Below are 25,030 nucleotides of genomic sequence, written 5' to 3'. Positions count from 1 at the left end.
GTAGAGCAGCAGGTATTGGAATGGGTACCGACAAACATTTTTTGTTTGTCCCCGCCCCGGCCAACCTTTCTGGCATATTATTTGTCTATAATTTATCATACCCACACTAATACCCGAACACCTCCTTATGCACCTGAGATATATCCTCTTCCTTATCCTGCATTTTGCATTCGTGCAAAATATAACGGCACAGGTGACACCATGCCCTGATAATATCGATTTCGAGCTGGGCAATACAACAGTATGGAAATATTATACAGGCACCTGCTGCCCCATATCTACCCCCTCTCCCACAGTAGCCATATCGGGGCGGCATACACTTATGTCGGGCACGGGTGTAGACCCATATGGCGGCTTCCCTGTAGTGCCACCCGGCGGTGGTAGTTATGCGCTACAGCTGGGCAATTCATTTGTCGGCGCCCAGTCCGAGAAGGCCCGCTATTATGTGCATGTACCTGCTACGGTATCGAATTACAGCCTTGTATACCGCTATGCCGTTGTGTTCGAAGATCCCGGCCACGCCACCATACAGCAGCCCCGCTTTGAGGTGAACGCGTTCGACTCTGCTACCAACGTATCTATAGACTGCGCGCACATCACATATATCGCCAGCCCGGGCATACCCAGCTTTCATGTATCTACCGTGAGCCCCCTTGTATATTACAAGAACTGGTCTACAGGTACCATAGACCTGTCGGGCCTGGGTGGGCATACAGTGGTAGTGGATTTTGCGAGCGGCGACTGTGGGGCAGGCGCACACTTCGGCTACGGCTACCTGGATATGACCTGCGGCCTGTTCACCATCAGCAGCGCCGTATGCGATACGGACAATATGACGCTGACCGCCCCTTTTGGTTTTTATGGATATGAGTGGTACGACACCACATTCTCTACACTGCTGGATACGTCAAGGATATTCCATATCCCCGGTCTTTCTGCCACCACTACCTTTGCGGTGATACTGCGGCCTGAGCCCGGCTATGGCTGCGCCGATACACTCTACAGCACGGTAGCGCCAACGCCTATATACATGAATGCGCTGAACGATACTTTCATCTGCCCCGGATCGACAATACTGCTACACCCTCATGCACACAGCCTATCGCCCGTCACAGCGAGCTGGGCATCGTTGCCGGGTACGCCCATTTGTACAGGCTGCGATTCCATATTCGTATCGCCCACAACGGCCACAGAGTATGTAGTACAGGCCACTAATGGCGTGGGATGCACCGTATCGGATACTGTATTGATATCTCCATCGCTATCTCTGCCGCCAGTATCCGACACGTTCGCCTGCGACAGCCTGGGAATAGGTATCGCGGTGGCACCTATAGGGCACTATACCCCACTGAGCTACAGCTGGACACCAGCGGGCGGCCTTAGCTGCGCTACCTGTGCCGGCACCACGGCCAGCGGCCCAGCTACCACTACCTATACGGTAACAGTGACCGATGCCACGGGGTGTGCCATGAGCGACACACTGATCATAAAAAGGGAGATACTGATGAAGGCCCCCATACCCGATACCATACACTGCACCAGCACCAGTGTGACCCTTACGGCAGGCATTACCGGCAGCGGATTCCCGGTATCGTATACATGGTCTCCGGCGGCGGGACTTAGCTGTACCACCTGCGCAGCAGTGGTGGCATCACCGGCAGGGGCGGCCACCTACATACTGACAGGTACAAGCCCACTGGGATGTACCCTGACCGATACTGTGAGCATGACACCATCGCTGGTACTACTGCCCCTCACCGATACGGTATTGTGCGATGATACGGGCATATCGCTTGTATCGGCAGCATCGGGCTACAGCATGCCGTTCAGTTATTCATGGTCTCCGGCCACGGGCCTTAGCTGCGATACATGTGCATCTACCATGGCCGCAGGCGCCTCATCTATGACCTATGTACTTACCGTCACCGATACCACAGGATGCAGCGTGACCGATACTGCTACCATACTGCGCGAGATACATGCCATGATACCTATGAGAGATACTGTGCTGTGCAATATAGAAAGCGTAACACTGGAAGCGGGCATCACCGCTACCGGCTACCCGCTGGTATACTCATGGACACCCGCTACAGGGCTCAACTGCACGAGCTGCGCCACAGTGATAGCATCGCCCACGGCACCCACCACCTATATGGTGATGGCCACGGGCCCGCTGGGATGCACCATGGCAGATACACTGCTGGTACGGCCCGACCACTATACGGTACAGGTATCGGACGATACTGTAGTATGCGTGGGAACAACACTGACAGTGAATGCTACGACCACTGCTACCGCGCCACAGTATGTATGGACGCCTGCGGCACATGTAGTGTGCAGTACATGCGCCAGCACACAGGTAACACCACCGGCGCCTACCACCTACTACCTATCGGTGACGGACACATTCGGGTGTGTGGTAGTGGACTCGGTGCATATGGGACACAATACGCTTACCTATGTTACCATACCCGATACTCCGCTATGCGTGGGCACAGGTATAACACTGGCCAAAATAGATGCCATAAGCGACTACCCGGTAACGTACACATGGTACCCTGCAGCGGGACTTAGCTGCACCGATTGTGCCATGCCTTTTGCCCAGCCCGAAAAGACCACTACCTACTACATAGTGGCCACCGATGAGACCGGCTGCTACTACGCTGACAGTGTAACGATAGACATAGAGCTGTGCGATATCTGGTTCCCATCGGCATTCACACCGAACGGGGATGGGAGGAACGACATAGCGCGTGTAGTGGGTCATCTGCGCTTCTACGAGAACTTCACGCTGAATATCTATAACAGGTATGGGCAGTGCGTATACAAGACCAACGACATCTATAGCGGCTGGAACGGCATATTCAGCGATGTACCTGCCGATGTGGGTGTGTACTTCTACCAGATATTCTTTACGCTACATGGCGACACTAAAATGCTGAAGGGCGACCTGACCCTGATAAGGTAGCCGGTCAGAAAAGATCGCTGAGGAACTTCTTCATATCACCCCAGGATTTTTTTGCGGCCTCATCGTTGTACTCTATAGGCATACTATACTTCTTGCCCACTGCAGTGGCCTGCGGGTTGGTAAAGGCATGCGTGGCACCGGGGTAGCTGATGAACTGGTAGGGCACACCCAGCGTATCCAGGTTCTTGCGGAAGCTGAGTATATCGGTATCGGAAACGAATTTGTCGGCGCCGCCGTGGCACACCAGTATCTTTCCTTTTACCGAGCCCTTCTTTGCAGGCACTGTCTGCAGGCCTCCGTGAAAGCTCACCACCACCTTTAGGTCCATACCCATCTTAGCGGCATTAAGCACCATAGACCCCCCGAAGCAAAAACCCACGGCGCCTATCTTGCTCTTATCTGTCTGCGGGTATTCTTTCACCTTTGCTATAGCAGCGGCTATACACTCTTTACCCAGCTTCGGATCTTTGTAGAAGGGCATGGCATATTCCTTTGCCATTTGCGGGTCTTTGGCGGTCTTGCCATCGCCATACATATCAGCAGCTATGGCCACATAGCCCAGCTCGGCCAGCATGCGGGCACGCATCTTGGTATAGCCATTGAGCCCCCACCACTCGGGCACTACCACTATGGCCGGGCGGGCATCCTGGCGCGAGGCATCGTATATCACATAGCTCTTCATGGTAGCGCCATTGCATTTGTACGATACCTCTTCGGTAACTATGCTCATGTTCTTTGGCTGGGCTATTGCAGCAACAAAACAGAACAATGCAGCGCAGAAGGATATACTTCTTTTGAAAGAGAGGAGCATAATGGGGTGTTTTTGCAAAGCTAGGTATTACTTCCTAAACAGGGTACGCTCATGGGTATACTGCTTGGCTTTTGCACAGGTATGGTCTACCTTTATCGCATGAAGAGGGCGCTCATATCGGTGGGTATATTCGTCGGGTTGCTGGCCGTAGTGGCCGTGGCGATGGAACTGACGGCATCGCAGCAGCAGCTACGCGCACGGTACTTCCGTACCCGGTCGGTATTCCAGTACGACAAGGAGCATGTGGTGTTCGACCCGGTACTGGGCTATAGGCTGACACCCCGCATGGATGTGACCTTCGATAATACGGAGTTCAGCACACGGGTACGCACCAATGCGGTAGGCTTTCGCGATGATGATGCGTCGCTGAACGCTCCCGATGTACTGTTCCTGGGCGACTCTTATGCCTTCGGCTGGGGTGTGAACGAAGAAGAAGGTGTAGAGAAACAGTATGAGCGCCTTACAGGCAAAAAGGTACTGAACATGGCCGTGCCCGGCTATGGCAATGTGCAGGAGCTGCTGATGCTGTACAAATGGGAGGGATCGGCACAGGTGCAGGGAAAGAAGATATTCCTCTTCCTGTCTCCCAACGACCTGCTGGATAATGAGAACACATCCTTTGGGGCCTTTCCCTACTTTGTAGAGCAGGCCGGCTCCTTCAGGATACACGAACCCGCAACGGCCGGCTTTGATGAATGGCAGACGGCCGTAGACGAATGGCATATAAAGGCTCCCATCGCCCGCCGCAATATGCTGGCCTACTACTGCCTGAACGCACTGAAGAACATAAGGGTAAAGGACCTGTACAAAGACCACCTATCGGGCGAAAGGGCCGTGAAGGGGACCAAGGCTTTTGTGCTGGTGGCAGAGGAACTGGCAAGGTTCGCGAAGGAGACCCAATGCGCCTTGACCATAGTGTACATACCAGCAATGGATGCCGAACACAATAAGTATATGCCCCTGGTGCGCGATGTATGCGCAAAGCTGGGCCTGCAATTCGCCGACCTGGGGCAGGTAATAACGCCCGAAGATGTATACCCTATGGATATGCACTGGAAAGCAAGCGGGCATAGCAAGGCAGCGGCCCTTGTGAGCGCGCTATAAGCAGCCCGCGCAGAGGTGCAATTTCATAGGGCTTTATCCGTTAGCTATACAGAGGAGGCAATTACACTTTTCTTCACATTTAATAGGGTATATTTGAAGGCTTTTACCCTAGTTACCGGGAGTATTTATGAGGATAGCCGGCCTTGTATGGCTTTTACTGGTGTGTGCTGTAGCCTATGGCCAGCAGCCATCGCAAGACACGCTCAAAAGAGTGGTGAGAAGTGTTGCTGCGCCCAAGAAAAAGCCCTGGAAGACAGACCCTTACCTGCAGGATACACTGATGGGGCCGATACCACTGGCGCGTGCGCTTTTTCATGAAAAGATAGACAATGAGCAAAGGCGGGCCGATGAGGCCGATGGCAGAACGGATGGGCGCATAATAGTGCCGGGCCCCGTGGTATTCTCTGGCATGTATACCGATGCGCTGCTAAAGCGGGTGGACAGGCTGCAGATAATGGTAGAGAACATGCCGCCTGTAGGCAGGGACAGTGCAGTGGCCAACCAGCAGAAGATACAATGCCTGCGCGGCATATGGGAGCTGATGCGCCAGTACAGCGCCGACCCCAGGCCCAGGGCATCGTTCTACGACAGCCTTGTGGACAATATGCGCAGCCTCATAGTGGCATCGAACGAGCATAAGACCTACGACCTTGTGATGGCCAACCCCGATGTATATACGCTGGACAATGGCCGTGTACTACTGAACGACGAGCCCAATGCACGCGCCTATATACATACCGCAATGGCCAGCCGCGACCCGGTGATGATGGCGCGAAGGCTGCAGGAGTTCTCGCGGGACACTTTTGCCATCACTATCGTGAATGCTGCAGCGCGGCAGGACCCCAGGCTTATTTTCAGTTATGCGCTCTCCAGCGATATACTGCTGAAGGGCACCGTATACCGCTCTCACGACCCCTTTGTACAGGCCATAGTGCAGACCTCGGCAGAATCGGAAGCGCCACTGAGGGCACTGCCATTCATATCTTACCTGTACACAGGTAGGGGCACTATAGATGCTATAGATACTATAGCAGCAGACCCTGCGCGCAGCTTCAATGCGCTGGTAGCGCTGCGCATGAGCAATGAGCCGCTATCGCGCCAGTTGTACACCGAAGAACTTGAGTATCGCGCACTGAAGGATTTCGTAAGGCAGATGAACGAGCTGCACGATACTACCGATGATGTGCGCTTTCGCTGCGTGGACAGCCTGTCGGCAGCATCGCTCTTCTACATCATGGTATATGGCCGCGAGGAGATATATACGAGCAGTTTCCTGGGCACCTTCAAGCGTATGGTAGCGCGTATGGCGCCCATGAGGGGAGACCAGTTGCTGGACACCCTGCATCACGATCACTTCCGTACGTTCATCAGGCTTTGCGCCAGCTACAATACCCTTACCGAGTTGCTGAACACGATGGATGATACCGCCCGCACATCGCTGATGTCGCGGTTCATAAGCGGGTTGCAGAAAGGACCTGAGAACGACCTGGAGGATGCCGTGAACGTGGCCGATGCCATAGGCAGCATAAACGATACTGCATTGCTGAAATTCCTGAGAGTGAGGATAGCAGAGAACTACCGCAAGAGCCAGGTACTGGAAAGCCGCAAAGGCATGGCTATCTACAACCTGCTGGGCATGCTGGCAGAGAGCGCATCCGGCGCGGGTACCGATGCAGGTGCATCTACTGCATCGAACAAGCTGAAACTGCCACCTATCAATATAGTACCCTTCCGCACGCTCACCGATGATACGGGTACCATACACGAGCGTGTGTTCTTCTATGGCGATGAGGATGGCATGAATGCATATGCCGGCTTTATGGACGACCACCGGAAGAACAAACAATGGAAGGTAGACTCTAACAAATACTGGGTTACCATCACATCGCTCACAGGTAAGCGCGTAGTACTATATGCCAATATGCCGTTGCGGGCGCCAGAGGATGAGAAGGCCATAGACACACTGGATATGTACCTGGCCACGAACAATATAAGACCCACTGTAGTGATACACCGCGGCCATAGCTACCATGTGAAGACCACACTGATGCGTATAGACAGCAATGCCCGCGTAGTGGTGCTGGGATCGTGCGGGGGTTACCAGAACGTGGCAAAGGTGCTGCGGTCATCGCCGGGGGCGCACATCATATCGTCGAAGCAGACAGGTGTGGGCGCCATAAACGAGCCCATGAGCCGCGCCATAAACACCATACTGCAGGAAGGCAACGATATAAACTGGATACCACTATGGGCAGGGCTCGATCAGTATTTTTCCAAAAATGCAGACCTGTATCCCCGCTTCAAAGACTATGTGCCTCCGCATAAGAACCTGGGCGTGCTGTTCATAAAGGCTTATGGGCAGTTGATGGGGAGGAGGTAAGCATGCGACCTTCGGTTGGAGTATTTTATTTAAATTTGTATAGCTATGAATACGCCTGAAATAAGAACACTGCTGCATGAGGAAATAGAGCATGGCGACGACCGGCTATTGAAGATGATATACGCCATTGTAAAGGAGTATAACGAGGCCGATGATGTTGCAAGCAAACGGAAACAATTGATAGAAGAAGAGCGTAGCAAATATCTAAAAGGCGAAGGCAGGTCATACTCATGGCAGGAGGTAAAGAACATGGCTATACATAAGGACCGCCCTAATGAGCTATAATATTGAAGTAAGACCTCTTGCTGCTTTAGAGATCATAGAAGCATATGACTGGTATGAGTCTCAGAGAAGAGGTTTGGGACATACCTTTCTCACTGACCTTGAGACCTTCTACGATTCCTTATTGGTAAACCCTTTCACCCATTCATATTATAAGAACAACGTACGACAAGGCATACTGCATAAATTCCCATATACCGTAGTTTATGAGGTATTCGGGAATGCGATAGTAGTATATAGTGTCTTTATGGATAGACGCGACCCTGAAAAGAAACGCACAGGGTAGATACCACACACATCGATATTACTTCAGCTCATCTACCAGGAAGCGGCCTGTATGGCTTTCTTTGATGGCGGCTATATCCTCTGGCGTGCCGGAGCCTACTACCCTTCCGCCGCCGCCGCCGCCCTCGGGCCCCATATCTATCACATGGTCGGCCACTTTTACCACATCCAGGTTGTGCTCTATCACCAACACCGTATTGCCCCTGTCCACAAGGCGGTTCAGCACGGCCAGCAGATGCTTTATGTCCTCGAAGTGCAGCCCGGTGGTAGGTTCATCGAGTATGTATATGGTCTGCCCGGTATCGCGTTTCGATAGCTCTGTGGCCAGCTTCACGCGCTGGGCCTCGCCACCACTCAGGGTCACTGCACTCTGGCCCAGTGTCACATAGCCTAGGCCCACATCCTGCAGGGTCTTTATACGCCGATGCAGGTATGCTACGTTCACAAAGAACTCCACAGCCTCATCCACGGTCATGTTCAGCACATCCGATATGGACTTGCCCTTGTAGCGTATCTCCAGCGTTTCGCGGTTGTAGCGCCTGCCGCCGCATTTCTCGCACAGCACATATACATCGGGCAGGAAGTTCATCTCTATGGTACGCATGCCACCACCCTGGCATTCCTCGCAGCGGCCGCCTTTCACATTGAACGAGAACCTGCCTGCATTGTAGCCCCTTATCTTGGCCTCGGGCACCTGTGCGAAGAGCTGCCTTATCTCGTTGAAGAAGCCGCAATAGGTAGCGGGGTTGCTGCGTGGCGTGCGGCCTATAGGGCTTTGGTCTATCTCTATCACCTTATCTATATGCTCCAGCCCCTGTACCTTCTTGTAGGGCATAGGCTGCTGCTTGAAGGTGGGGTAACAATGTTTGGCAAGTATGGGATAGAGCGTCTCATTAATGAGGGTACTTTTGCCGCTGCCCGACACACCACTTATGCAAATGAAGGTGCCCAGCGGCAGCTTTACCGATACATTCTTCAGGTTGTTGCCGGTAGCGCCCTCTATAGACAGCTTCTTACCATTGCCTTTGCGCCTTTCGGCAGGTACTTCTATCTGCAGGCTATGGTTCAGGTAGCCCGATGTGATGGTCTTCTCCTTCAATACCTCCTGTGGCGAGCCTGCACTAACTATGCGGCCACCATGCAGGCCGGCCGCGGGACCTATATCTATAAGATGGTCGGAGGCAAGCATTATATCCTTGTCGTGCTCTACTACAAGCACAGAGTTCCCACTATCGCGCAGGCTTTTCAATGCATTGATGAGGCGCATATTGTCGCGCTGGTGCAGCCCTATGCTGGGCTCATCGAGTATATAAGTGATGCCCGTAAGCTGTGAGCCTATCTGCGTGGCCAGCCTTATGCGCTGCGACTCGCCACCGCTAAGTGTGCGCGTAGGGCGGTACATGGTAAGGTAATGCAGCCCCACATCCAGCAGGAAGCGCAGGCGGTCGCGTATCTCCTTCACTATATCTTTGGCTATGGTGTTCTGCTTGTTGTTCAGCCTGCTTTCTATGCCGGTGAACCAGTCCTGCAACTGCTGCAGCGATAGCTCGCTCAGCTCGGCAATGTTCTTCTCATCTACCTTGAAGTAAAGACTTTCTTTCTTCAGCCTGGCGCCATTGCATTCGGTACAGGTGTTCAGCTCCATAAAGCTCTCGGCCCATGTGCGAATGGCCTCTGATGTGGTCTCGGCGAACCAGCGCAGCACCATGTTCACTATTCCTTCGTAGTTGTGCTGTGTCACCGCGCCTGTATATTCGGCGGTATCGTCCTTGCTCACATAGGTCAGTACACCTTCTTCATTGCCATAGAGCAGCAGGTTCAGTTGTTTTTGTGGTATATCCTTTATGGGTTTGTCCAGCGATATCTTGTTCTTCTTTGCCAGCGTAGTGGCCATCTGGAACGACCATGAATCGCGCTCGGAGCCCAGCGGCGCTATCGCACCATCGTTGATGCTCTTGTTCATGTCGGGCAGTATCTGCTGCATGTTCACGGCATATACCTGGCCCAGGCCTTTGCACTTGGGGCATGCACCATAGGGCGAATTGAACGAGAAGGTATTGGGCGATGGTTCTTCGTAAGATATACCGGTATCCACACACATAAGGTGCTTGCTGTACTGGTGCATGGTGCCCTTGTCCACATCGGCTACGAACATGAGGTCCTTACCCATCTGCATGCTCTTCTGTATGCTTTGGCTCATGCGGGCATGGCCATCGGGCTGTACGGCCAGGCGGTCTATCACCAGCTCTATGTCGTGTATCTTGTAGCGGTCCAGTTGCATGCGCTCTTTCAGGTCCGTCACTTCACCATCTACACGCACCTTCACATAACCCTGCTTGCGCAACTGCTCGAAGAGCTCGCGGTAATGCCCCTTGCGGCCTCGCACTATGGGCGCCAGCAGCATTATCTTCTTTCCGGCAAAGTGTTGCCTGATGTGCTCTACTATCTCCTCCTCGCTGAACTTCACCATCTTCTTGCCGGTATTGTAGGAGTAGGCCTCGCCTATGCGGGCATACAGCAGGCGCATGAAATCGTAAACCTCGGTAACAGTGCCTACGGTAGAGCGCGGATTGCGATTGGTGGTCTTCTGCTCTATAGATATGACAGGCGAAAGGCCGGTGATCTTGTCCACATCGGGGCGGTCCAGGTCGCCTACGAACTGACGCGCATAGGCCGCAAAGCTCTCCATATACCTGCGCTGGCCTTCGGCAAATATGGTATCGAACGCCAGCGACGATTTGCCACTGCCGCTGATGCCGGTTATCACCACCAGCTTGTTCTTCGGTATGCTTACATCTATGTTCTTCAGGTTGTGCACACGCGCACCCTGCACTACTATATGGCCATGCTCCTTGGTATTCATCTTATCTGCAAATTACGGGAAATAAGGGTTGTGAACGGCGGGTATAAAAACGGAAAAGAAGCCATACCACGCGGCACAGCTTCTTTTCCTGAAAAAAGTATGGATAACTACTTATTTTTTCCTGTAGTATATCTGGTCGTCATTGAACTCGGTGAGCGCCTGCAGCGGGGCATTGGCCATACGCTCGTATATGCGCGATATCTCTATCTGCTCCTTGTTCTCATGCACCTCTTCCAGGTTGTCGCCATGCACGGTGAACTCGTCAAGCTTCCTGTGCAGCTCCTCCTTCATGGTCACAGATATCTGGTTTGCCCTGCGGCTAACGACAGCGATAGACTCGTACAGGTTACCTGTCTTCTCCTTCATTGCTATCACATCGCGTGTCTCTACAAGCGGGTTCACCGATGTCAGCGATCTTCTATTTGTGCTCATTGCGTAGCTTTTTTATATTGTTATCTGTTTCTGTATATATTTTCTCGGCCTCGGGCAGGTATTTAGACCCGGGATAAGTATCTTTCAGTTCCCTGTATGCGCTAAGGGCGCTGGCATAGCGCTCTTCCTGCTTGTCCTGTACGCTCATCCTCGCATATTTATACATTGCCCGCATTATCATGTACAGGTACTCATCAGCGTTCTTCGTTTCGGGAAAATTGCGCATGATGGCCTTGTAAGTGACCATAGCGGCCTGGTACTGACCTATGTTGTAGTAGAGCTTGGCAGCATCGGCCTGCTTGCGTTCCAGTTTTTCCTGCGATTCGTTTATGTACTTGCGGGCCTCTTCCACACGGGTAGAGCTCGGGTATTTCAGTATATAATTGCGCAGGGCATCGGCGGCCTTTACGGTATTGCTCTGATCGAGCGAGTACTTGGGTGCGAACTTGAAGAGGCACACAGCACTCATGAACTCACATTCCTCTGCATTGGCACTGGTAGGGAAATACTCTACGAAGTCCTTGAAGTAATAGGAGGCCATCACATAGTCCTTCATGTAGTAGTAAGTATAGGAATACTTGTAGAACAGCGCCTCGTAATTGCGCGTGCTCTTCATGATGGGCATCAGCTCTTTGTACAGGATATTGGCATGTCCATAGTCCTTCTTTTCATAGTATTCATTGGCCTTTGTGAGCTTCTGGTTCACATCGCTGCTCTTACGGATCTTCTCGAAACCGCTGCATGATGCGATGCCCACACAAAGGATGAATAAATAAAATAAATTTCTAAACTGTATGTACATACCGGGGGGCAAATATATAAAATGTCTTTTGTACTGCCTAATAGGTAACGCTGCGGGCGCCATCCGGCAGGCATAAATGTTTCTTAAAACCGCCAAAATAGCGGGTATTCCTACTCGAACAGCTCATCCTTGCTCTTTGGCCGCTCGTCATATAACCATTTAAAGCGTTTGAGGCGGGCATTGGGCAGGTCGGCCTTGTGCATGGGGGTCATGGTCTGGTGCACATCCTTTTCAAATTTTATGCGGCTTATCTGCTGCTCGCCAAAGTATATGCGCATCAGTACACTAGTAGCCTCGTTCATGCCCACATAAGCGCCGTCATCGTCTTTGGAGTAATAGATGCTCTGCGCATCGGGCGTCACTATCATCTTCTTTATGGCGTTCTCCTTAAAGAAGGCCGTAATGGATTCTCCCTGTATCTGGTCGTATATCTGCGCCTGCTCGGGGCCCGAGCGCGATGTCATGAAGCCGCTATTGGGTATATACATGGTCTGTATGCCGCCGCTATCCAGCAGCATCAGTATGGTATCGCCGGTTATCTGGCTGCCGCGTGCCCATGCCACAGGGTCGTATATCATGCGCACTATAGAGTCGGCACGGGTATAGCATACACTATCGCAGCGGGCCTGCATAGAGTCGGAGAAGATAAGCACATGGTGGTAGCCGGTAAAGAATATGGGCGATGTGGTGTCGGCCGCAGTGGTATCGGCAGGTGGCAGGTCGGTCTTCTTCTTTTTGTTCCTGGCTGTCTTTATCGCGGGGGCAGCCTGTCGTGCGGTATCGCGCAGCAGTCGGTCCACACGGTATTTGTAGGCAGGTATGGTCCACATGCTGTCTATAGGGCCGGCATCGGGCTCTGCTACTGCTACCACCGTATCGGTCTTGGCAACGGCCTGGGGGCGCTGCCTTCTTCCTCGGGGCTTCACGGCGGTACTATCGGTAGCCTTGGTCTTGATGATGGTTGTCGTATCGGTCGCCAGTATGGTGGCATTCCTTACCACCTTCTGCAATGTACTGTCCGCTCTATTATCGGCGGTGTCCTGTGGCATACGGAACTGCCGGCCGGCCCCCCGCACCATTGGCGCCGAATAGAAGGTATCGGCACGCATGTAAAAGGTATCGGGGCCATTGGCCAGCTCCAGCACAGGCTTTATGATGGCCCACAGCACACGCTGCTTGCGAAAATAGTCTACACGGCCGCAATAGATGGTGGCATGCTGCGCGGTATCGATAGATATGACATGACCTATGGCGTAGCCATAGCCCGATCCCTTGTCGTAGTGCATAGAGTCGGCCTCTATGTACTGGCCATCGTTCCAGATAGAGGAATGCCCTGTGAAGCGGGCCACCACGTTCTTGCTGTCGTAGGTGCCGCTCCAGGTAGTGAGTACCGACCGGCCGCTATCGCTGGTGACCACAGAATAGTCGTAGAACCGCTCTACCCGCGTCTCGGTATTGTACCCCAGGTCTTTCGATGCTATCTTGTACTGGGGGTCCAGCACCACCACGTTGCCGGTAAAACGGGCATCGTGCGACCTTACATTGTACACCCCATATATGCTCGTCACCATGGTGCTGTCGCTCTGCAAGGTACCGTTCCTGTTGTAGGTGCCTGTTTTGGTGCCCAGGTCGTAGGTGAGCTCCTGGCACCACAGCCGGTTCTTGCCATCGGTAAGCAGCACATCGCCCGTCATATAGGCTATACGCTTGTCCGATGCATAACGAAGGTAGCTGCAGGTGCCCTCTGTACCACCCTGCTGCGCTATGCGCACATTGCCGAAGGCCTCCAGCCGCTTTTTCTCTACGAACTGATACATACTGTCGCAGTAGAGGGTATCGGTGCCCTGGTATACCACTACGTCGTTCACGAATTTTGTGAGGGAGCCACTATCGGTAGTATAGTGTTCCATAAAGCCGGTATTGGCTATGATGATGCGCACCTTATCGGCAGTATCGGCAACGGGCTTCTGCGCCCTGGCCGGTAGGCCCGCCAGCAGCAATGCCGCCAGCAGTGCAAGCATCGTATACCGTATGGTAGCGCCTGGTGCGGTGGGCATCAGTCTTTCTTCTTACCCCCGAAGACACTGATGTTGATGTACCTGCCGGGGCGTGCTTTCAGGTCATCGGTAAGGTTGGTTATAGACTTCAGCGAGCCGTTGAGGTTCTTATACAGCTCCTTGTCGTTCACAAGCAGGCCCAGTGAGCCCTCGCCGTTGTTCACCTTCTTCATGATGGCCTGCAGCTCTACAGCGGTCTTTTCCAGGTCGGCAATGGTCTTTTGCAGGGGGGCATTGGCCAGTTGCGAGGTGATGCGGTTGGTGTTGGATATGATGCGCTGTATGGTATCGTTGCTTTTGGCCAGGCTGCCGGTAATGCTGTTGGCATTGCGTATGATGCCTGTGATCTGTGCGCTCTCCTTATCGAACGTAGCCGACATATGGGCCAGGTTCTCGCTGGTAGTCTTCAGAGACCGCAATGTGGAGGCTATGGCCTCTTTGTTCTCTTCGTTCAGCATGGCGTTCACCCGTGCCAGCGTTACGTTGAATGATGCGATGGTCTCTTTCAGCTCTTCGAGCCTGGGGGTGAGCTCGCCCGATACCTGGTCCATCACATCGGCTCCTTTGGTAGATGGCAGGGTAGCACCTTCGGCCTCTTCGCCCGGACCCGAGCCCAGATCGAGGCTGATGACCTTGCCGCTGAGCAGGCCCGATGAGGTAAGATTGGCCACAGTACCCTTTGGCAGCGTCACATCATTATGCACAGACAGGGTAACTTTTACTCCTTTGGCGCCCGCCAGCTCCATTTTGGTCACCTTGCCTACACTAAGGCCCTTTATCTCTACGGTAGAGGCTTCGGCAAGGCCGCTTGCAGTATTGAAATAACAATAATATTCCTTGTCGCTAGAGAATACGTCGGAGCCCTTGAGAAAATAGAAACCTGCGAAAAAAATGACGATGGACGCGGCCACCAGCACTCCTATCCTTACCTCTTTAGAAATGGTCATAAGCGCAGCAAAATATGTGCAAAATAACGAAAAGACATTGACAGGCCGGTAATATTGGCAATATTATAACAGTATACCGGCTATTTCCGTAAATTCGTGCTTCATACAAATAGTGATGAAGAAATATCTTTTGCTGATGGCCGTGGCTACACTGGCTATAAGCTCTTGCGAAGAGAAAGCACCCAATGTGAGGCTGACCGAACCCGCTATAGAGGTAAAGGATACTACCTATGTATCTACCGTGCCTCCCGCACAGCCGCGCAATGTGTTGGTAGAGGAATATACGGGCGCCAGTTGTACCAACTGCCCGGCAGCGCACGAGGTGCTGAAGGAATACCAGAAACAGCACCCCGGCCGTATAAACGTGATAGGCCTGTACATAAAGGGCCCTATACAGACGGTACCGCCCACAGCGCCACATGCTGCCAAGTACGATTTCAGGCATGATGATGCTACATCTATAGCGCAGAACATATATGGCGGGGTAAGCATGCTACCCTCTGCCGGTATAGACCGCCTGCCGGTGAATAAAAGTATAAAGCTGGACAGAAGCACCTGGGGCGGCGCCATAGAGAATGGCCTGGCCATGCCCGACTCTATCAACCTGGCGCTGGAAAGCACCTTCGATAACGCCAGTGGCATAGCTACTATAGTGGCTACCATCAGCTATCCCATGACCATAACCTTCGCACACAACCTGAACCTGGTGCTGGTGCAGGACAGCATAGTAGATGTGCAGGAATACCCCACCACCGACACTGTACACCCCGGCGGCGACGAGGAGTACGATTTCACCAATGTGCTGCGTACCGTTATCACCGCGCTACCCGGCGGCGATGCCATATTCCCCAATATACCCGCCAAAGAGCCCGGCAGGGTAATAGTGCGCGTGTACAAATACGATACGAAGAACATAGCAGACCGTACCGTGAACCCGAAAAAACAGCCCCCGCTGGTGGCAGCGCATTGCCGTATAATAGGTTATATAACCGCGGCAAGCACACCATACCGCATAATGCAATCGGCACAAACGACCCTGAAATAGGGCCAGACGAATAGTTAAAAGAAAAGGGCTTAGTGGTGTCACTAAGCCCTTTTCATATCAGTATCGCTGATGCTTATGGTTGCTGTTCTATATCGCTTTTGATCTTTACCTCATGGGCAGCAGACCTGCGCTGCAGGCCGCGCCATACACGCGTCATTTCGTTGAACAGCGGTATGTTCTCGCTACCGCCGAAGTCGTAAAAATATTTGGCGCCTATCTCTATGGCCATGATGCGGGTTATCTCCTTGGCCTTGCGGCTGTCGCTCAGCAGCAGCATATCTACCTTTGCACCGTTGAAGAGCGGTTTCAGGATGGTCTCATACCCTTTGGTGTAGAATACCTTGATAACGTGTGCCGAACCCGTTATGGCCTTTATGGCGCATACGGTCTTCACCCCGTCTTCCTCGTTCGGTATATGCACATTGGCCGTCACATCCACTATCACCTTACGGCGTACATCGCCCAGCCAGTACGATGCCTCGCGAACATCCTTTGGGCGGGTGGCCAGAATGATGAAATCGGCACCGCGTGCTGCTTCAGAGATGGTGGTGTAGGTAATGTGACCGTAAATGTCCGGTACGGCTTTTTGCACATGGTCGTTCTTTTCAGAGCATGCCATGTATACTTCGTGTCCGGCAGAGGTAAAAGCCCTCGCATACAATTCGGCAGTTTCAGTGTCGCCTATTATGGCGATATTAAGGGATACTAACTTTTTGAAATCCATCTTCACTTTTTTTTCGGTTCAAGTTTTCTCCGTATAGTATGTTTTCGTTCAGAGAAATTACCAGCACAAAGACCGGATAGGGGTGTCAACTGTAATGGGTCTGAACGGTATGCTGTACAGTTTGTTTAGACTAAAATTAGAAAAAACTTTCTCAACTTTTTAACATTTTTTGGGGCAATAACAAATTTGAATAAAAATATATCTCTAACTATTCTGACCTCGCATGTAATAATAAATATAATAAAAGCGGGCCGTTAACAAACGGCCCGCTTCCTGAAAAAATATCTTCCGAATATGATATATATAACTTATTGTCTTAGGCTCGCACCTTGCTAGCGTGCGCTGCCAGCTTGCGGCCTATGATGGCATGACCACCAAAGAGCACCACCATACCCACCATATCGGCTATGAAGGAGTTCTTGTAGAATGGTATGGCATCTACATAGGTCTTTATAAAGCCCTGCATGTTATAACCGTTCCAGCCGCGCGCAAAGTAACCGAAGTTGGACACCAGGAAAAATGTGGCAGAAGCACCAAGGGTAAAGCCCAGTATGCTAAGCGGCTTTTGCTTCATGAACAGGCCCAGCGATGTAGCGCCTACTATGCCTGCATAAGTGAACAGCTGATCTACAACACCATAGAAACCGGGTATGTAGGTAAAGAACTGGAAATATGCATCGGCCAGGAACTGCCCCATGATGGGCACCAGGAAGGCCATTGAGCGTTTCTCCCTTAGTATGGCGCCGCTGAAAAGGCTGATGGCAGCTATAGGTACAAAGTTGGGCAGGGCCATTTCTGCATTCACTATTCGCGATATCGCAGATATAAAAATGAGAGAAAAGGCTATAAGGAGATCTGTGTTGTTACGTTTCATATGAAAGTATTGACAAGCTACAAAAGTAAGACTAATTGTGTAAAACAGAAAGGTATACCCTGTGAAGGCGTTTCGCACTAGTGCGCTACCTGCATTTTGCCGGCCATGCCGCTGCCTGTGGCAGTGCGTACCAGGTATATGTATGTACCTGCGGCATAGCCTGCTGTACTTACCTGTACGGTATGTTCACCCGCACGCAAGTCGCTAAGTTGACGGGTATACACCGTATGGCCGGCCATGTCCATTATAGTGATGCTGACATCGGCGCCCTCTGCCAGTGCAAAGCGGATATTGGCAGTACCGGTACTGGGGTTGGGATATGCGCCCATCAGCGACAGGTCTTTATGCGTTACCCTGCCGGTACCGGTAGGCCCACCTACTACCACTATTGGGAATATGGCCAGGTCGTTGTAGAGCGAGTCGTTATCGGTATAGTTATCATGCCATTTATTGTCGGCCCACAGGGTGGCGTTCTGCACATTTATCAGCGTATCTACCGATACCGTATCGGCATTGGCCATATTGTAGCGCAGCCTATATGGAGCGGTATTGCGCGTGTTATGCTTGGATGTCTTCAGCGCTATGGTATCGGGGCCGAGTGTTTCGAAGTTGTAGTCTATGGTATAACCTGCGAAGAAGGGCCCCTTCAGGAAACCCGTAGGCGTGGCGAACATAAAGGCCTTCAGGGTATCTGCGGTGGGGCCTATACCCAGCTTTGTGGCAGGTACAGAGAGGCTGTCCAGTGTCTCGAAGGGGAAGCCCTCGTAGTACAGCCGGGCAGTGATAGGTTTGGGTGCGGTCTGGCTCCATATGCGCAGCATCACGCTTTTAGTAGATGTAGCAGAGACATTGCCGCCGAACAAGGCTACCACTCCCAACACATTCACAGAGCTGTCACCGGCATCGAAGTAGTAGCGCTCTGCAAAGCCTTTGTCGTTGTACACATTGGTACCTGTGGTATAGCCGCTGCCAGCAGGCGCTACAGGGTACAGCAGGCGCTCTGTCTGCGTGGCAGGTATATTGGTAAGGGTAAGGGTATCGCCCGTGGCGGTAGGCTTTGCTGCCGTTACTACAGGCCGGGTAACGGGGGCGCTGTGAGTTGCATGCTGTGCCTGTGCGGCGGTAATGGTAAGTATAGATGTGGCAAGTAATAATGTTCTTTTCATTGGTCAGGTACCTGGATAGTGTGTAAAAGTACGTTCCCCACCTCACAAAATGGCGTTAATTAGATATAGCGGGTATTTTGAGCCCGGGACAACCTATGATCGGCGCTGAAGATACATATCGGCAAGCGCTATGGCCGTGACCGCCTCTGCCACTACGGGTACCCTCAGGGCTATGCACAGGTCGTGGCGGCCCTTAAGAGCGAATTCCTCTACCGATGCCGTGGCATTGTTCCAGGTGCGCTGTGGCTGTGGTGTGCTGCTGGCAGGCTTTACAGCTATCCTGAACGTAAGGTCGTTCCCGTTCGATATGCCCCCGTTCACGCCACCTGCGTTGTTGGTGGCAGTAGTGCCATTCGCATCTACAATAGCGTCGTTGTGCGTACTGCCTGTCATACCCGCGGCAGCAAAGCCCGAACCGAACTCTATACCCTTTATGGCAGGTATGGAAAATATGGCATGGCTGATAACAGATTCCAGCGAGTTGAAGAAAGGCTCACCTATACCTACCGGCAGGCCTTTTACCGTGCAGGCAACTATACCGCCTATACTGTCCTGCTGCGCTACGGCCTTTGCTATGGCTGCCTCTATATCGGTACTGCCACCGGCCTCGGTGAGCAGGGCTTTTACAGATATGTCACTGCCCAATACCTTTTTTGCTACCACACCTGCTGCTACCAACGCCACAGTGAGCCTGCCCGATGAGTGCCCGCCTCCGCGATAATCGTTGAAGCCATTGAATTTCTTTTGCAGCACGAAGTCGGCATGGCCGGGCCGGGGGGTGCTCTTTACCGCATCGTAATCGGCAGAGCGGGTATTGGCATTCTCGAAGATGATGGTGAGCGGCGCGCCGGTGGTATGGCCATTGTATACCCCGGTGGCAAATGTGGGTATATCGGCCTCGGTGCGCGGCGTAGTGCCTGCCGCACCTGCTTTGCGCCTGTCCAGGTCGGGCTGCAGATCGGCCTCGGTGAGCGGTATGCCTGCGGGGCAGCCATCTATGGTGATGCCCACCCACCTGCCATGCGACTCGCCAAAGATGCTGATGCGGAATATGGTGCCGAATGTATTCATGTAAGGATGCGCAAAGATACAGGATAGCCTTATATGCTAGGGCAGCAGCTCGCACGCTACGCCGCAAAGACGCATATCATCGAAAAAGCGGGGATATGATTTGCCCACGGCATCGGCACAGGAAATGGTAACGGGTCCCTTGGCACGCAGGGCGCATACCGCGGCGGCCATCACTATGCGGTGGTCCTTGTAGCCATCCATATAGCTATACTGTACCTTCTCACGGCCTTCTATGTATAGTGTATCGTCCTCTACCGAGAAGGTAACGCCATAGCGCCACAGCATTTCGGTGATGCTCTCTACCCTATTGCTCTCTTTGTGGAACAACCTATGCACACCCGTTACCTGGCTGTTACCATCGCAGAAAGAGGCAAGTGCGGCCAGCGCGGGGAAAAGGTCGGGGCAGTTGGCGGCATCGAATTCGAAGCCCTGCATGCGCGACCGCCGCACAGTAATGCCCGTATCGGTGATGTCCATATCTGCACCTATGGTGCGCAGTACATCCAGTATGGCCCTGTCGGCCTGGCGCGAGTTCATAAAAAGGTTGGGAACGGTGACCTCGCCCGCTATGGCACCGGCCACCAGCATACACGATGCGCTGCTCCAGTCGGCCTCTATGGTCAGCTCCCTGTGTGCTGCATATTCGAACCTGGCAGGATCGATATGGAATACCTTGTAATTATCGTGCGAGACATGACGGCCGAAATGCGCCAGCACATCCAGCGTCAGGTCTATATACGGTTTGCTTTGCAGGCCGGCGACAGTTATGGTAATGGGCGCTGTGGCACAGGCACAGAGAGCAAAGAGCAGACCACTCAATAGCTGCGAGCTGCCCGATGTATGCACCGCTACAGAACGCGCCTGCATGGGCCCCTGTACCGTAAAGGGTATATGACCATTGAAACCCTGCAGCGATACACTGAGCAAAGGCAGTATATCTGCCACGCCTTCCATAGGCCTGCGCAATATGGACCCATGCCCGGCAATAGTGATAGGGCTATTGTGCAGCGCAGCTATAGGCGCAAAGAGCCTTGCTGCCAGGCCGCTCTCGCCACAGTCTATAGTATCACTTACAGGGGCTATACCCTTGCTGGTGACCACCATAGGCCCGGAACCCGTTACAGTGGCGCCCAACTGCTGTATCATATGGCGGGCGGCCTCTTCATCGGCAGAGTTGCCTGCATTGTGTATGAGGGTGGTACCTACATACAGCAGGGCCGCCGCATAGGCCCGCTGTGTAAGGCTTTTAGAGGGTGGTATGTTCACCGTGCCGTTAAAACTTCCCGGCACTATCCGCGCTTTCATAATGATGCCAATGCTTTTTCTATTACCGGCAGGCGCAGCGGGTGTATCACGGCTTTGCCCTTGTCTTGCAGCAATATGTAGTTTATACTGTCGTCCTTTCTTTTCTTGTCTGTCTGCAGCAGCGCCATCACTTTAGCGGTGTCTATGGCCATATGCACAGGCAGGTGGTACCGCTGCAGTGCAGCTTCCAGTTGCTGTGTGGTGGCGGCATCAAGGCCGGTCTGCTGCTCGCTGATGTGGCAGGCTATCATCATGCCTATGGCCACGGCCTTGCCATGCGGCAGCGCATACAGTTTTTCTATGGCATGTCCGGCGGTATGACCAAAGTTCAGCAGCTTGCGTATGCCCTTTTCATGTTCGTCCTCTGCCACGGTCCTGTTCTTCCATGCCACGCAGCGCTCTATCACCTTGTTCAGCGCATCGTTGTTCTGCATATACCATGCAAGGTCATGCTGCGCCAATTCATCGAACAGCCCGGCATCGAATATGCAGCCATATTTTATCACCTCTGCAAAACCGTTGCTCCATTCCTCTTGTGGCAGGGTCTGCAATAGTTGTATATCATACAGTATGAATTCGGGCTGGCGTATGGTACCTATCATGTTCTTGTACATGCCGTTGTTCACGCCGTTCTTGCCACCTACGGCGGCATCGGCCATGGCCAGCAATGTGGTGGGCACAAAGCCACAACGTATACCCCGCATGAACACAGCCGCCAGGAAACCCGTTATATCCGTTACCACGCCGCCGCCCATGCCTATGAGCAGGGTATCGCGCGTGGCGCCTATTTCCAATAGTTCTTTGGTGAGCCGGGCTATGGTAGTTATGCTCTTGCTATCCTCGCCTGCAGGTATGGTAATGACACGCAGGTCTTTGAGCAGGTGCGGGTAAAGCGCAGCTATATGCTCATCGGTAAGGATGACGGCCTGCTGCATATCACACAGCGCATACAGCTCTCCGAAAGAGCTATGCAAATGATAGTTCACTGTACCTGAAGGGAAACTTACTTTTTGTACCATGCGCCGCAACAAAAGTAAGGCGAATAAACGAGGGCATGTAGCTCATTTATTCCGGTGCATGCAATGGCATCATCATTCCTTCACAAAGCGGCATTGGCCATACCGCTGCTGCGTAGCAGGGTCGTCTACCAATACCCAGTACATACCTGCGGCAAGCACACCTACGGGCACTTCGGTACGCGCAGGGTCGGTAATGGCATGGCGCATTATGGCCTGCCCCTGCATGTTGTATATAGTGAGGCGCAGATGGCTGCCTGCACCGGCCATACCGCTGCACTGTACGGATATGGTGCTATGCGCGGGATTGGGGAAGATGGTCACATTTCCCGTGTTCGCTATAGCAGTATGTTTCACTGCTACAGGTGTAGTGTCTGAAAACGTCTCATAATAGTATACCGTAGTATAGTCGGGCGAGATGGAGTAGGATGTCCAGTTATAGAGGTAATTCTGCAACGTATCAGGATCGCCATATGTGTTATAGCTGGCTATGTCCTTCGATATGGGTGTCCACATGTTCAGTATGCTGTCCCAGCCATCGTGATAGATGGTATCGGGCTTGCCCGATGCGATGTGTTTGGTCATACGGTACTGCGGCCACCATGTACCATGTATCTCATCGAACTGGTGCTGCCGCCACGAGTTGTGATAGGTAAGCGTGCCGCTATAGCCGAAGGTGTCCTTTACATAGGGCGAAAGCGTTGTGCCGTCGTGCATGCTGGTATACACGCTGGTGAGCCTGTTGCTGGCATCGTATGTGTTCACATATTTCGATTGCTGTACCAGTGGCAGCAGGAAGGAGGTATCGCTCACATTGGCATAGTGGTCTATGGTCACCAGGTTGCCGCCCGCATCGTAGGTATAGTAGCTTTTTGCGGCTATGCGCCATACACCCAGGTGACGCTCATATATACTATCGGCCTTCAGGCGGTCGCTGGCATCGTAGGAAAAGTATTGTATCATGGCACTGTCCTCTACACCTGCGTTCAGGTTGAACCAGCAACCTTTACCTATCTTCTTTGTAGCAGTGAAGGTATTGGCAAAACTGCGGTTGTCGTTGGTAGCAGAATCTACGAACAACTGTGTAAAGTGTACTATGTTATGATCGGTATTGTGCGTAGCGAAGTTGCCCTCATACAGGTTGAAGGCAGGCATCGTGAAGGGGTTGATCGTCCAGTGTACAAAAGTATCGTACTGTACCTGCGGTGTGTTGAATATGCCTGCATAATTGAACATAGGTGTAGTGCTATAGGCATAGTTGTAGGCATATATCATGTTGTTATAGTCGTACTTCGACTTTCGCATGCCTGTATAGCGCAGCAGTACCGAATCGGTGTAGGAAACGAGTATGTTATCCCTGGTACTTTGGGCTATCACCCTTTGTGTAGGCACTGCGGTACTTTTCATGGCCACATTATGCCCGGTATTCAACTGCAAAAGCTGCGATACCATTTGCGTATGGCGGGCGTTCACAGGCAGCTTTCTGTTTTCCTGTGCAGATGCGGGCGCCGCACATACCAGGGCCGATAGTATAAGTAGTAGGGAGAACGATCTTTTCATCTTGTTGTGGCCATGTCTAAGGCACGGCAATGGAAAGTTAACGCAAATTCCATTCACTTATAAAAGAAAATACACAAGAAAATAAATGTACATAAATATTTGGCGGGCAGGAAAATGTCATGTATTTTGGTACTTATATGTTCATGCGTGCCATGAACGGTTCGATCAAAAAGGCTATGATCTCTGCATTATACAAATACCGTAAGCTTCTATCTGTAGCAGCTTTATCGTGCATGGTGCTGCTCAGCGACTCGTGCATCAAAAAGGATAACCCCATTTTGCAGCGGGGCGCTAAATGCAGTTCCGGGCCGCATACGGACGAGAACAATACCGCTACCTCGCTTGCGACCACAGGAGAGGCCATGCCTGCAGGTGGCTACCATACACTGAGCAGTAAGGTGACCGTAGCAGGTATACGCAACATAGAGGGCAGTGCTTCGGTAGAGGTGATGTTCAACGAGAACACGGAGTTCTTTACCGTTACCGGCACCACGCTGGTGCAGACGGTAAAAGACGCCCTGAAGAACAACAGGCAGCTCAGCATCAGCTTCGACCCATGGAAGGGTGTGCTGGTGAGCGCTGCATATGTACCTGTATCGGGTGGGCTTAGCACTACTGCACGCACTACAGTGAATGGTGCCGCAGGCGCACGCGCCATAGACCTGAAAAAGGTGAGCAACGAGCAGATAGACAACCCCAGCGCCATGGGTGTACTGAACACTACCGACCCCGGGCTGAACAATGTGATACCCGACTTTACCACTGCGCAGCTGATGTTCGACTACATCACCCGCCAGTGCTGCTACCTGCCCGGCCCCTATGCTATAGACTATTGCATACCCTTCCAGTATTGTATAGACGGCTGCTATGCCCGCGCACACAAAATGTGCTGGATCATCAACAACCGTTACAAATACGGTACGAAAAAGATCTTCAGCTTTGCCAATTCGGGCTCTGACAAGCTATGCGTACAGGGCCAGAAATGGGGCGGCTGCTGCATACGCTGGTGGTACCATGTGGCGCCACTGGTGACCGTGCAGACACCTACAGGCCCCAAGGCATATGTCTTCGATCCGGCCATGTTCAACCAGCCGGTGCTGCTGTCCACATGGCTGCACGCGCAGGAGAACCCCGCATGTGCCGCCGGCTTCACACCTAATGTGACCATGATAAATGTACAGCCCACATCTTCTTATGCTCCATCAGGTTCTTCGGGCATGACCTTCAGCACCGACCCAGCATACACTGCTACCAACAATACCCTGGATAATTACGCGGCCCTCATCACATGTCCATAAACAGAAGACCTTTTTATACAACAGTAAGCTCAGTATGCTA

Annotated in this window: 19 protein-coding genes; 6 read left to right on the top strand and 13 right to left on the bottom strand. The window is 52.5% G+C overall.

The features are described 5' to 3' along the window. The first annotated feature begins 127 nt into the window (after nucleotides 1-127). Nucleotides 128-2,968 (top strand): T9SS type B sorting domain-containing protein, encoded by a 2,841-nt coding sequence (locus tag ABD843_RS06055; protein ID WP_345080039.1) that lies wholly within the window; start codon nucleotides 128-130, stop codon nucleotides 2,966-2,968. A 4-nt stretch (nucleotides 2,969-2,972) separates the two neighbouring features. On the opposite strand, the gene ABD843_RS06050 is transcribed toward ABD843_RS06055, so the two are convergent. Then, nucleotides 2,973-3,779 (bottom strand): dienelactone hydrolase family protein, encoded by an 807-nt coding sequence (locus ABD843_RS06050; protein WP_345080036.1) that lies wholly within the window; start codon nucleotides 3,777-3,779, stop codon nucleotides 2,973-2,975. 51 nt (nucleotides 3,780-3,830) lie between these two features. Between ABD843_RS06050 and ABD843_RS06045 the strand changes: the two genes are divergently transcribed. The 3 genes from ABD843_RS06045 to ABD843_RS06035 all read left to right on the top strand — a co-directional run bounded on the left by ABD843_RS06045 (nucleotide 3,831) and on the right by ABD843_RS06035 (nucleotide 7,548). Beyond that, nucleotides 3,831-4,883 carry an SGNH/GDSL hydrolase family protein gene (locus ABD843_RS06045; RefSeq protein WP_345080033.1) on the top strand — a complete coding sequence of 351 codons (1,053 nt, stop codon included), beginning with the start codon at nucleotides 3,831-3,833 and terminating at the stop codon, nucleotides 4,881-4,883. A 127-nt stretch (nucleotides 4,884-5,010) separates the two neighbouring features. Continuing rightward, complete coding sequence (locus ABD843_RS06040) at nucleotides 5,011-7,263, top strand: hypothetical protein (RefSeq protein WP_345080030.1); 2,253 nt, start codon at nucleotides 5,011-5,013, stop codon at nucleotides 7,261-7,263. 45 nt (nucleotides 7,264-7,308) lie between these two features. Beyond that, nucleotides 7,309-7,548: a hypothetical protein gene (locus ABD843_RS06035; RefSeq protein WP_345080027.1), complete on the top strand. Its 240-nt coding sequence runs from the start codon at nucleotides 7,309-7,311 to the stop codon at nucleotides 7,546-7,548. A gap of 301 nt (nucleotides 7,549-7,849) precedes the next feature. Here the strand turns inward: ABD843_RS06035 and uvrA are convergent, their stop codons facing one another. The 5 genes from uvrA to ABD843_RS06010 form a co-directional block, all read right to left on the bottom strand. Next, the gene (gene uvrA / locus ABD843_RS06030; RefSeq protein WP_345080024.1) at nucleotides 7,850-10,693 is read right to left on the bottom strand and encodes an excinuclease ABC subunit UvrA; all 2,844 of its coding nucleotides are present in this window, start codon (nucleotides 10,691-10,693) and stop codon (nucleotides 7,850-7,852) included. Nucleotides 10,694-10,804: 111 nt separating this feature from the next. Then, a complete protein-coding gene (locus ABD843_RS06025; RefSeq protein ID WP_345080021.1) occupies nucleotides 10,805-11,125 on the bottom strand; it encodes a DNA-directed RNA polymerase subunit omega in 321 nt (106 codons plus the stop codon). After that, nucleotides 11,112-11,927, bottom strand: coding sequence for an outer membrane protein assembly factor BamD (locus ABD843_RS06020; RefSeq protein WP_345080018.1), 816 nt, complete (start codon nucleotides 11,925-11,927; stop codon nucleotides 11,112-11,114). Before ABD843_RS06020 ends, ABD843_RS06025 begins: the two co-directional genes overlap by 14 nt. A gap of 110 nt (nucleotides 11,928-12,037) precedes the next feature. Next, nucleotides 12,038-13,984, bottom strand: a complete 1,947-nt coding sequence (locus ABD843_RS06015) for an OstA-like protein (RefSeq protein ID WP_345080015.1) — start codon at nucleotides 13,982-13,984, stop codon at nucleotides 12,038-12,040. Further along, nucleotides 13,984-14,931 (bottom strand): MlaD family protein, encoded by a 948-nt coding sequence (locus ABD843_RS06010; RefSeq protein ID WP_345080011.1) that lies wholly within the window; start codon nucleotides 14,929-14,931, stop codon nucleotides 13,984-13,986. Before ABD843_RS06010 ends, ABD843_RS06015 begins: the two co-directional genes overlap by 1 nt. Before the next feature lie 115 nt (nucleotides 14,932-15,046). Here ABD843_RS06010 and ABD843_RS06005 point away from each other — a divergent pair, with 115 nt between their 5' ends. Then, on the top strand, nucleotides 15,047-15,976 hold the full coding sequence (locus ABD843_RS06005) for an Omp28-related outer membrane protein (protein ID WP_345080008.1): 930 nt from the start codon (nucleotides 15,047-15,049) through the stop codon (nucleotides 15,974-15,976). Nucleotides 15,977-16,049: 73 nt separating this feature from the next. Here ABD843_RS06005 and ABD843_RS06000 read toward each other — a convergent pair whose 3' ends face one another. The 7 genes from ABD843_RS06000 to ABD843_RS05970 all read right to left on the bottom strand — a co-directional run bounded on the left by ABD843_RS06000 (nucleotide 16,050) and on the right by ABD843_RS05970 (nucleotide 23,692). Further along, entirely contained in the window at nucleotides 16,050-16,700 is a 651-nt protein-coding gene (locus ABD843_RS06000) for an NAD(P)-binding domain-containing protein (RefSeq protein ID WP_345080005.1), read from the bottom strand. Nucleotides 16,701-17,016: 316 nt separating this feature from the next. Continuing rightward, entirely contained in the window at nucleotides 17,017-17,574 is a 558-nt protein-coding gene (locus ABD843_RS05995) for a DUF6580 family putative transport protein (RefSeq protein WP_345080002.1), read from the bottom strand. Between the two features lie 77 nt (nucleotides 17,575-17,651). After that, complete coding sequence (locus ABD843_RS05990) at nucleotides 17,652-18,740, bottom strand: T9SS type A sorting domain-containing protein (protein WP_345079999.1); 1,089 nt, start codon at nucleotides 18,738-18,740, stop codon at nucleotides 17,652-17,654. A gap of 93 nt (nucleotides 18,741-18,833) precedes the next feature. Further along, nucleotides 18,834-19,811: a chorismate synthase gene (locus tag ABD843_RS05985; RefSeq protein ID WP_345079996.1), complete on the bottom strand. Its 978-nt coding sequence runs from the start codon at nucleotides 19,809-19,811 to the stop codon at nucleotides 18,834-18,836. Between the two features lie 36 nt (nucleotides 19,812-19,847). After that, nucleotides 19,848-21,116, bottom strand: a complete 1,269-nt coding sequence (gene aroA, locus ABD843_RS05980) for a 3-phosphoshikimate 1-carboxyvinyltransferase (RefSeq protein WP_345079993.1) — start codon at nucleotides 21,114-21,116, stop codon at nucleotides 19,848-19,850. Continuing rightward, nucleotides 21,113-22,135, bottom strand: a complete 1,023-nt coding sequence (gene aroB, locus ABD843_RS05975) for a 3-dehydroquinate synthase (RefSeq protein ID WP_345079990.1) — start codon at nucleotides 22,133-22,135, stop codon at nucleotides 21,113-21,115. Before aroB ends, aroA begins: the two co-directional genes overlap by 4 nt. 72 nt (nucleotides 22,136-22,207) lie before the next feature. Beyond that, complete coding sequence (locus ABD843_RS05970; protein ID WP_345079987.1) at nucleotides 22,208-23,692, bottom strand: T9SS type A sorting domain-containing protein; 1,485 nt, start codon at nucleotides 23,690-23,692, stop codon at nucleotides 22,208-22,210. A gap of 176 nt (nucleotides 23,693-23,868) precedes the next feature. Between ABD843_RS05970 and ABD843_RS05965 the strand changes: the two genes are divergently transcribed. Continuing rightward, entirely contained in the window at nucleotides 23,869-24,990 is a 1,122-nt protein-coding gene (locus tag ABD843_RS05965; protein ID WP_345079985.1) for a protein-glutamine glutaminase family protein, read from the top strand. The last annotated feature ends 40 nt before the right edge of the window (nucleotides 24,991-25,030 follow it).

The organism is Nemorincola caseinilytica (assembly GCF_039540515.1).
Lineage (GTDB): Bacteria > Bacteroidota > Bacteroidia > Chitinophagales > Chitinophagaceae > Nemorincola > Nemorincola caseinilytica.
Note: the sequence above shows the minus strand (reverse complement) of the source record. Positions and strands in the feature narration are given on the sequence as shown.

Coding starts and splice junctions, on each gene's coding strand:
- ABD843_RS06005 (WP_345080008.1), top strand. CDS start 15,047: ATGAAGAAATATCTTTTGCTGATGGCCGTGGCTACACTGGCTATAAGC.
- ABD843_RS06055 (WP_345080039.1), top strand. CDS start 128: ATGCACCTGAGATATATCCTCTTCCTTATCCTGCATTTTGCATTCGTG.
- ABD843_RS05970 (WP_345079987.1), bottom strand. CDS start 23,692: ATGAAAAGATCGTTCTCCCTACTACTTATACTATCGGCCCTGGTATGT.
- aroA (WP_345079993.1), bottom strand. CDS start 21,116: ATGAAAGCGCGGATAGTGCCGGGAAGTTTTAACGGCACGGTGAACATA.
- uvrA (WP_345080024.1), bottom strand. CDS start 10,693: ATGAATACCAAGGAGCATGGCCATATAGTAGTGCAGGGTGCGCGTGTG.
- ABD843_RS06045 (WP_345080033.1), top strand. CDS start 3,831: ATGGGTATACTGCTTGGCTTTTGCACAGGTATGGTCTACCTTTATCGC.
- ABD843_RS06015 (WP_345080015.1), bottom strand. CDS start 13,984: ATGCCCACCGCACCAGGCGCTACCATACGGTATACGATGCTTGCACTG.
- ABD843_RS06035 (WP_345080027.1), top strand. CDS start 7,309: ATGAATACGCCTGAAATAAGAACACTGCTGCATGAGGAAATAGAGCAT.
- ABD843_RS05985 (WP_345079996.1), bottom strand. CDS start 19,811: ATGAATACATTCGGCACCATATTCCGCATCAGCATCTTTGGCGAGTCG.
- ABD843_RS06025 (WP_345080021.1), bottom strand. CDS start 11,125: ATGAGCACAAATAGAAGATCGCTGACATCGGTGAACCCGCTTGTAGAG.
- ABD843_RS05965 (WP_345079985.1), top strand. CDS start 23,869: ATGATCTCTGCATTATACAAATACCGTAAGCTTCTATCTGTAGCAGCT.
- ABD843_RS06010 (WP_345080011.1), bottom strand. CDS start 14,931: ATGACCATTTCTAAAGAGGTAAGGATAGGAGTGCTGGTGGCCGCGTCC.
- aroB (WP_345079990.1), bottom strand. CDS start 22,135: ATGGTACAAAAAGTAAGTTTCCCTTCAGGTACAGTGAACTATCATTTG.
- ABD843_RS06020 (WP_345080018.1), bottom strand. CDS start 11,927: ATGTACATACAGTTTAGAAATTTATTTTATTTATTCATCCTTTGTGTG.
- ABD843_RS06000 (WP_345080005.1), bottom strand. CDS start 16,700: ATGGATTTCAAAAAGTTAGTATCCCTTAATATCGCCATAATAGGCGAC.
- ABD843_RS06050 (WP_345080036.1), bottom strand. CDS start 3,779: ATGCTCCTCTCTTTCAAAAGAAGTATATCCTTCTGCGCTGCATTGTTC.
- ABD843_RS05995 (WP_345080002.1), bottom strand. CDS start 17,574: ATGAAACGTAACAACACAGATCTCCTTATAGCCTTTTCTCTCATTTTT.
- ABD843_RS06040 (WP_345080030.1), top strand. CDS start 5,011: ATGAGGATAGCCGGCCTTGTATGGCTTTTACTGGTGTGTGCTGTAGCC.
- ABD843_RS05990 (WP_345079999.1), bottom strand. CDS start 18,740: ATGAAAAGAACATTATTACTTGCCACATCTATACTTACCATTACCGCC.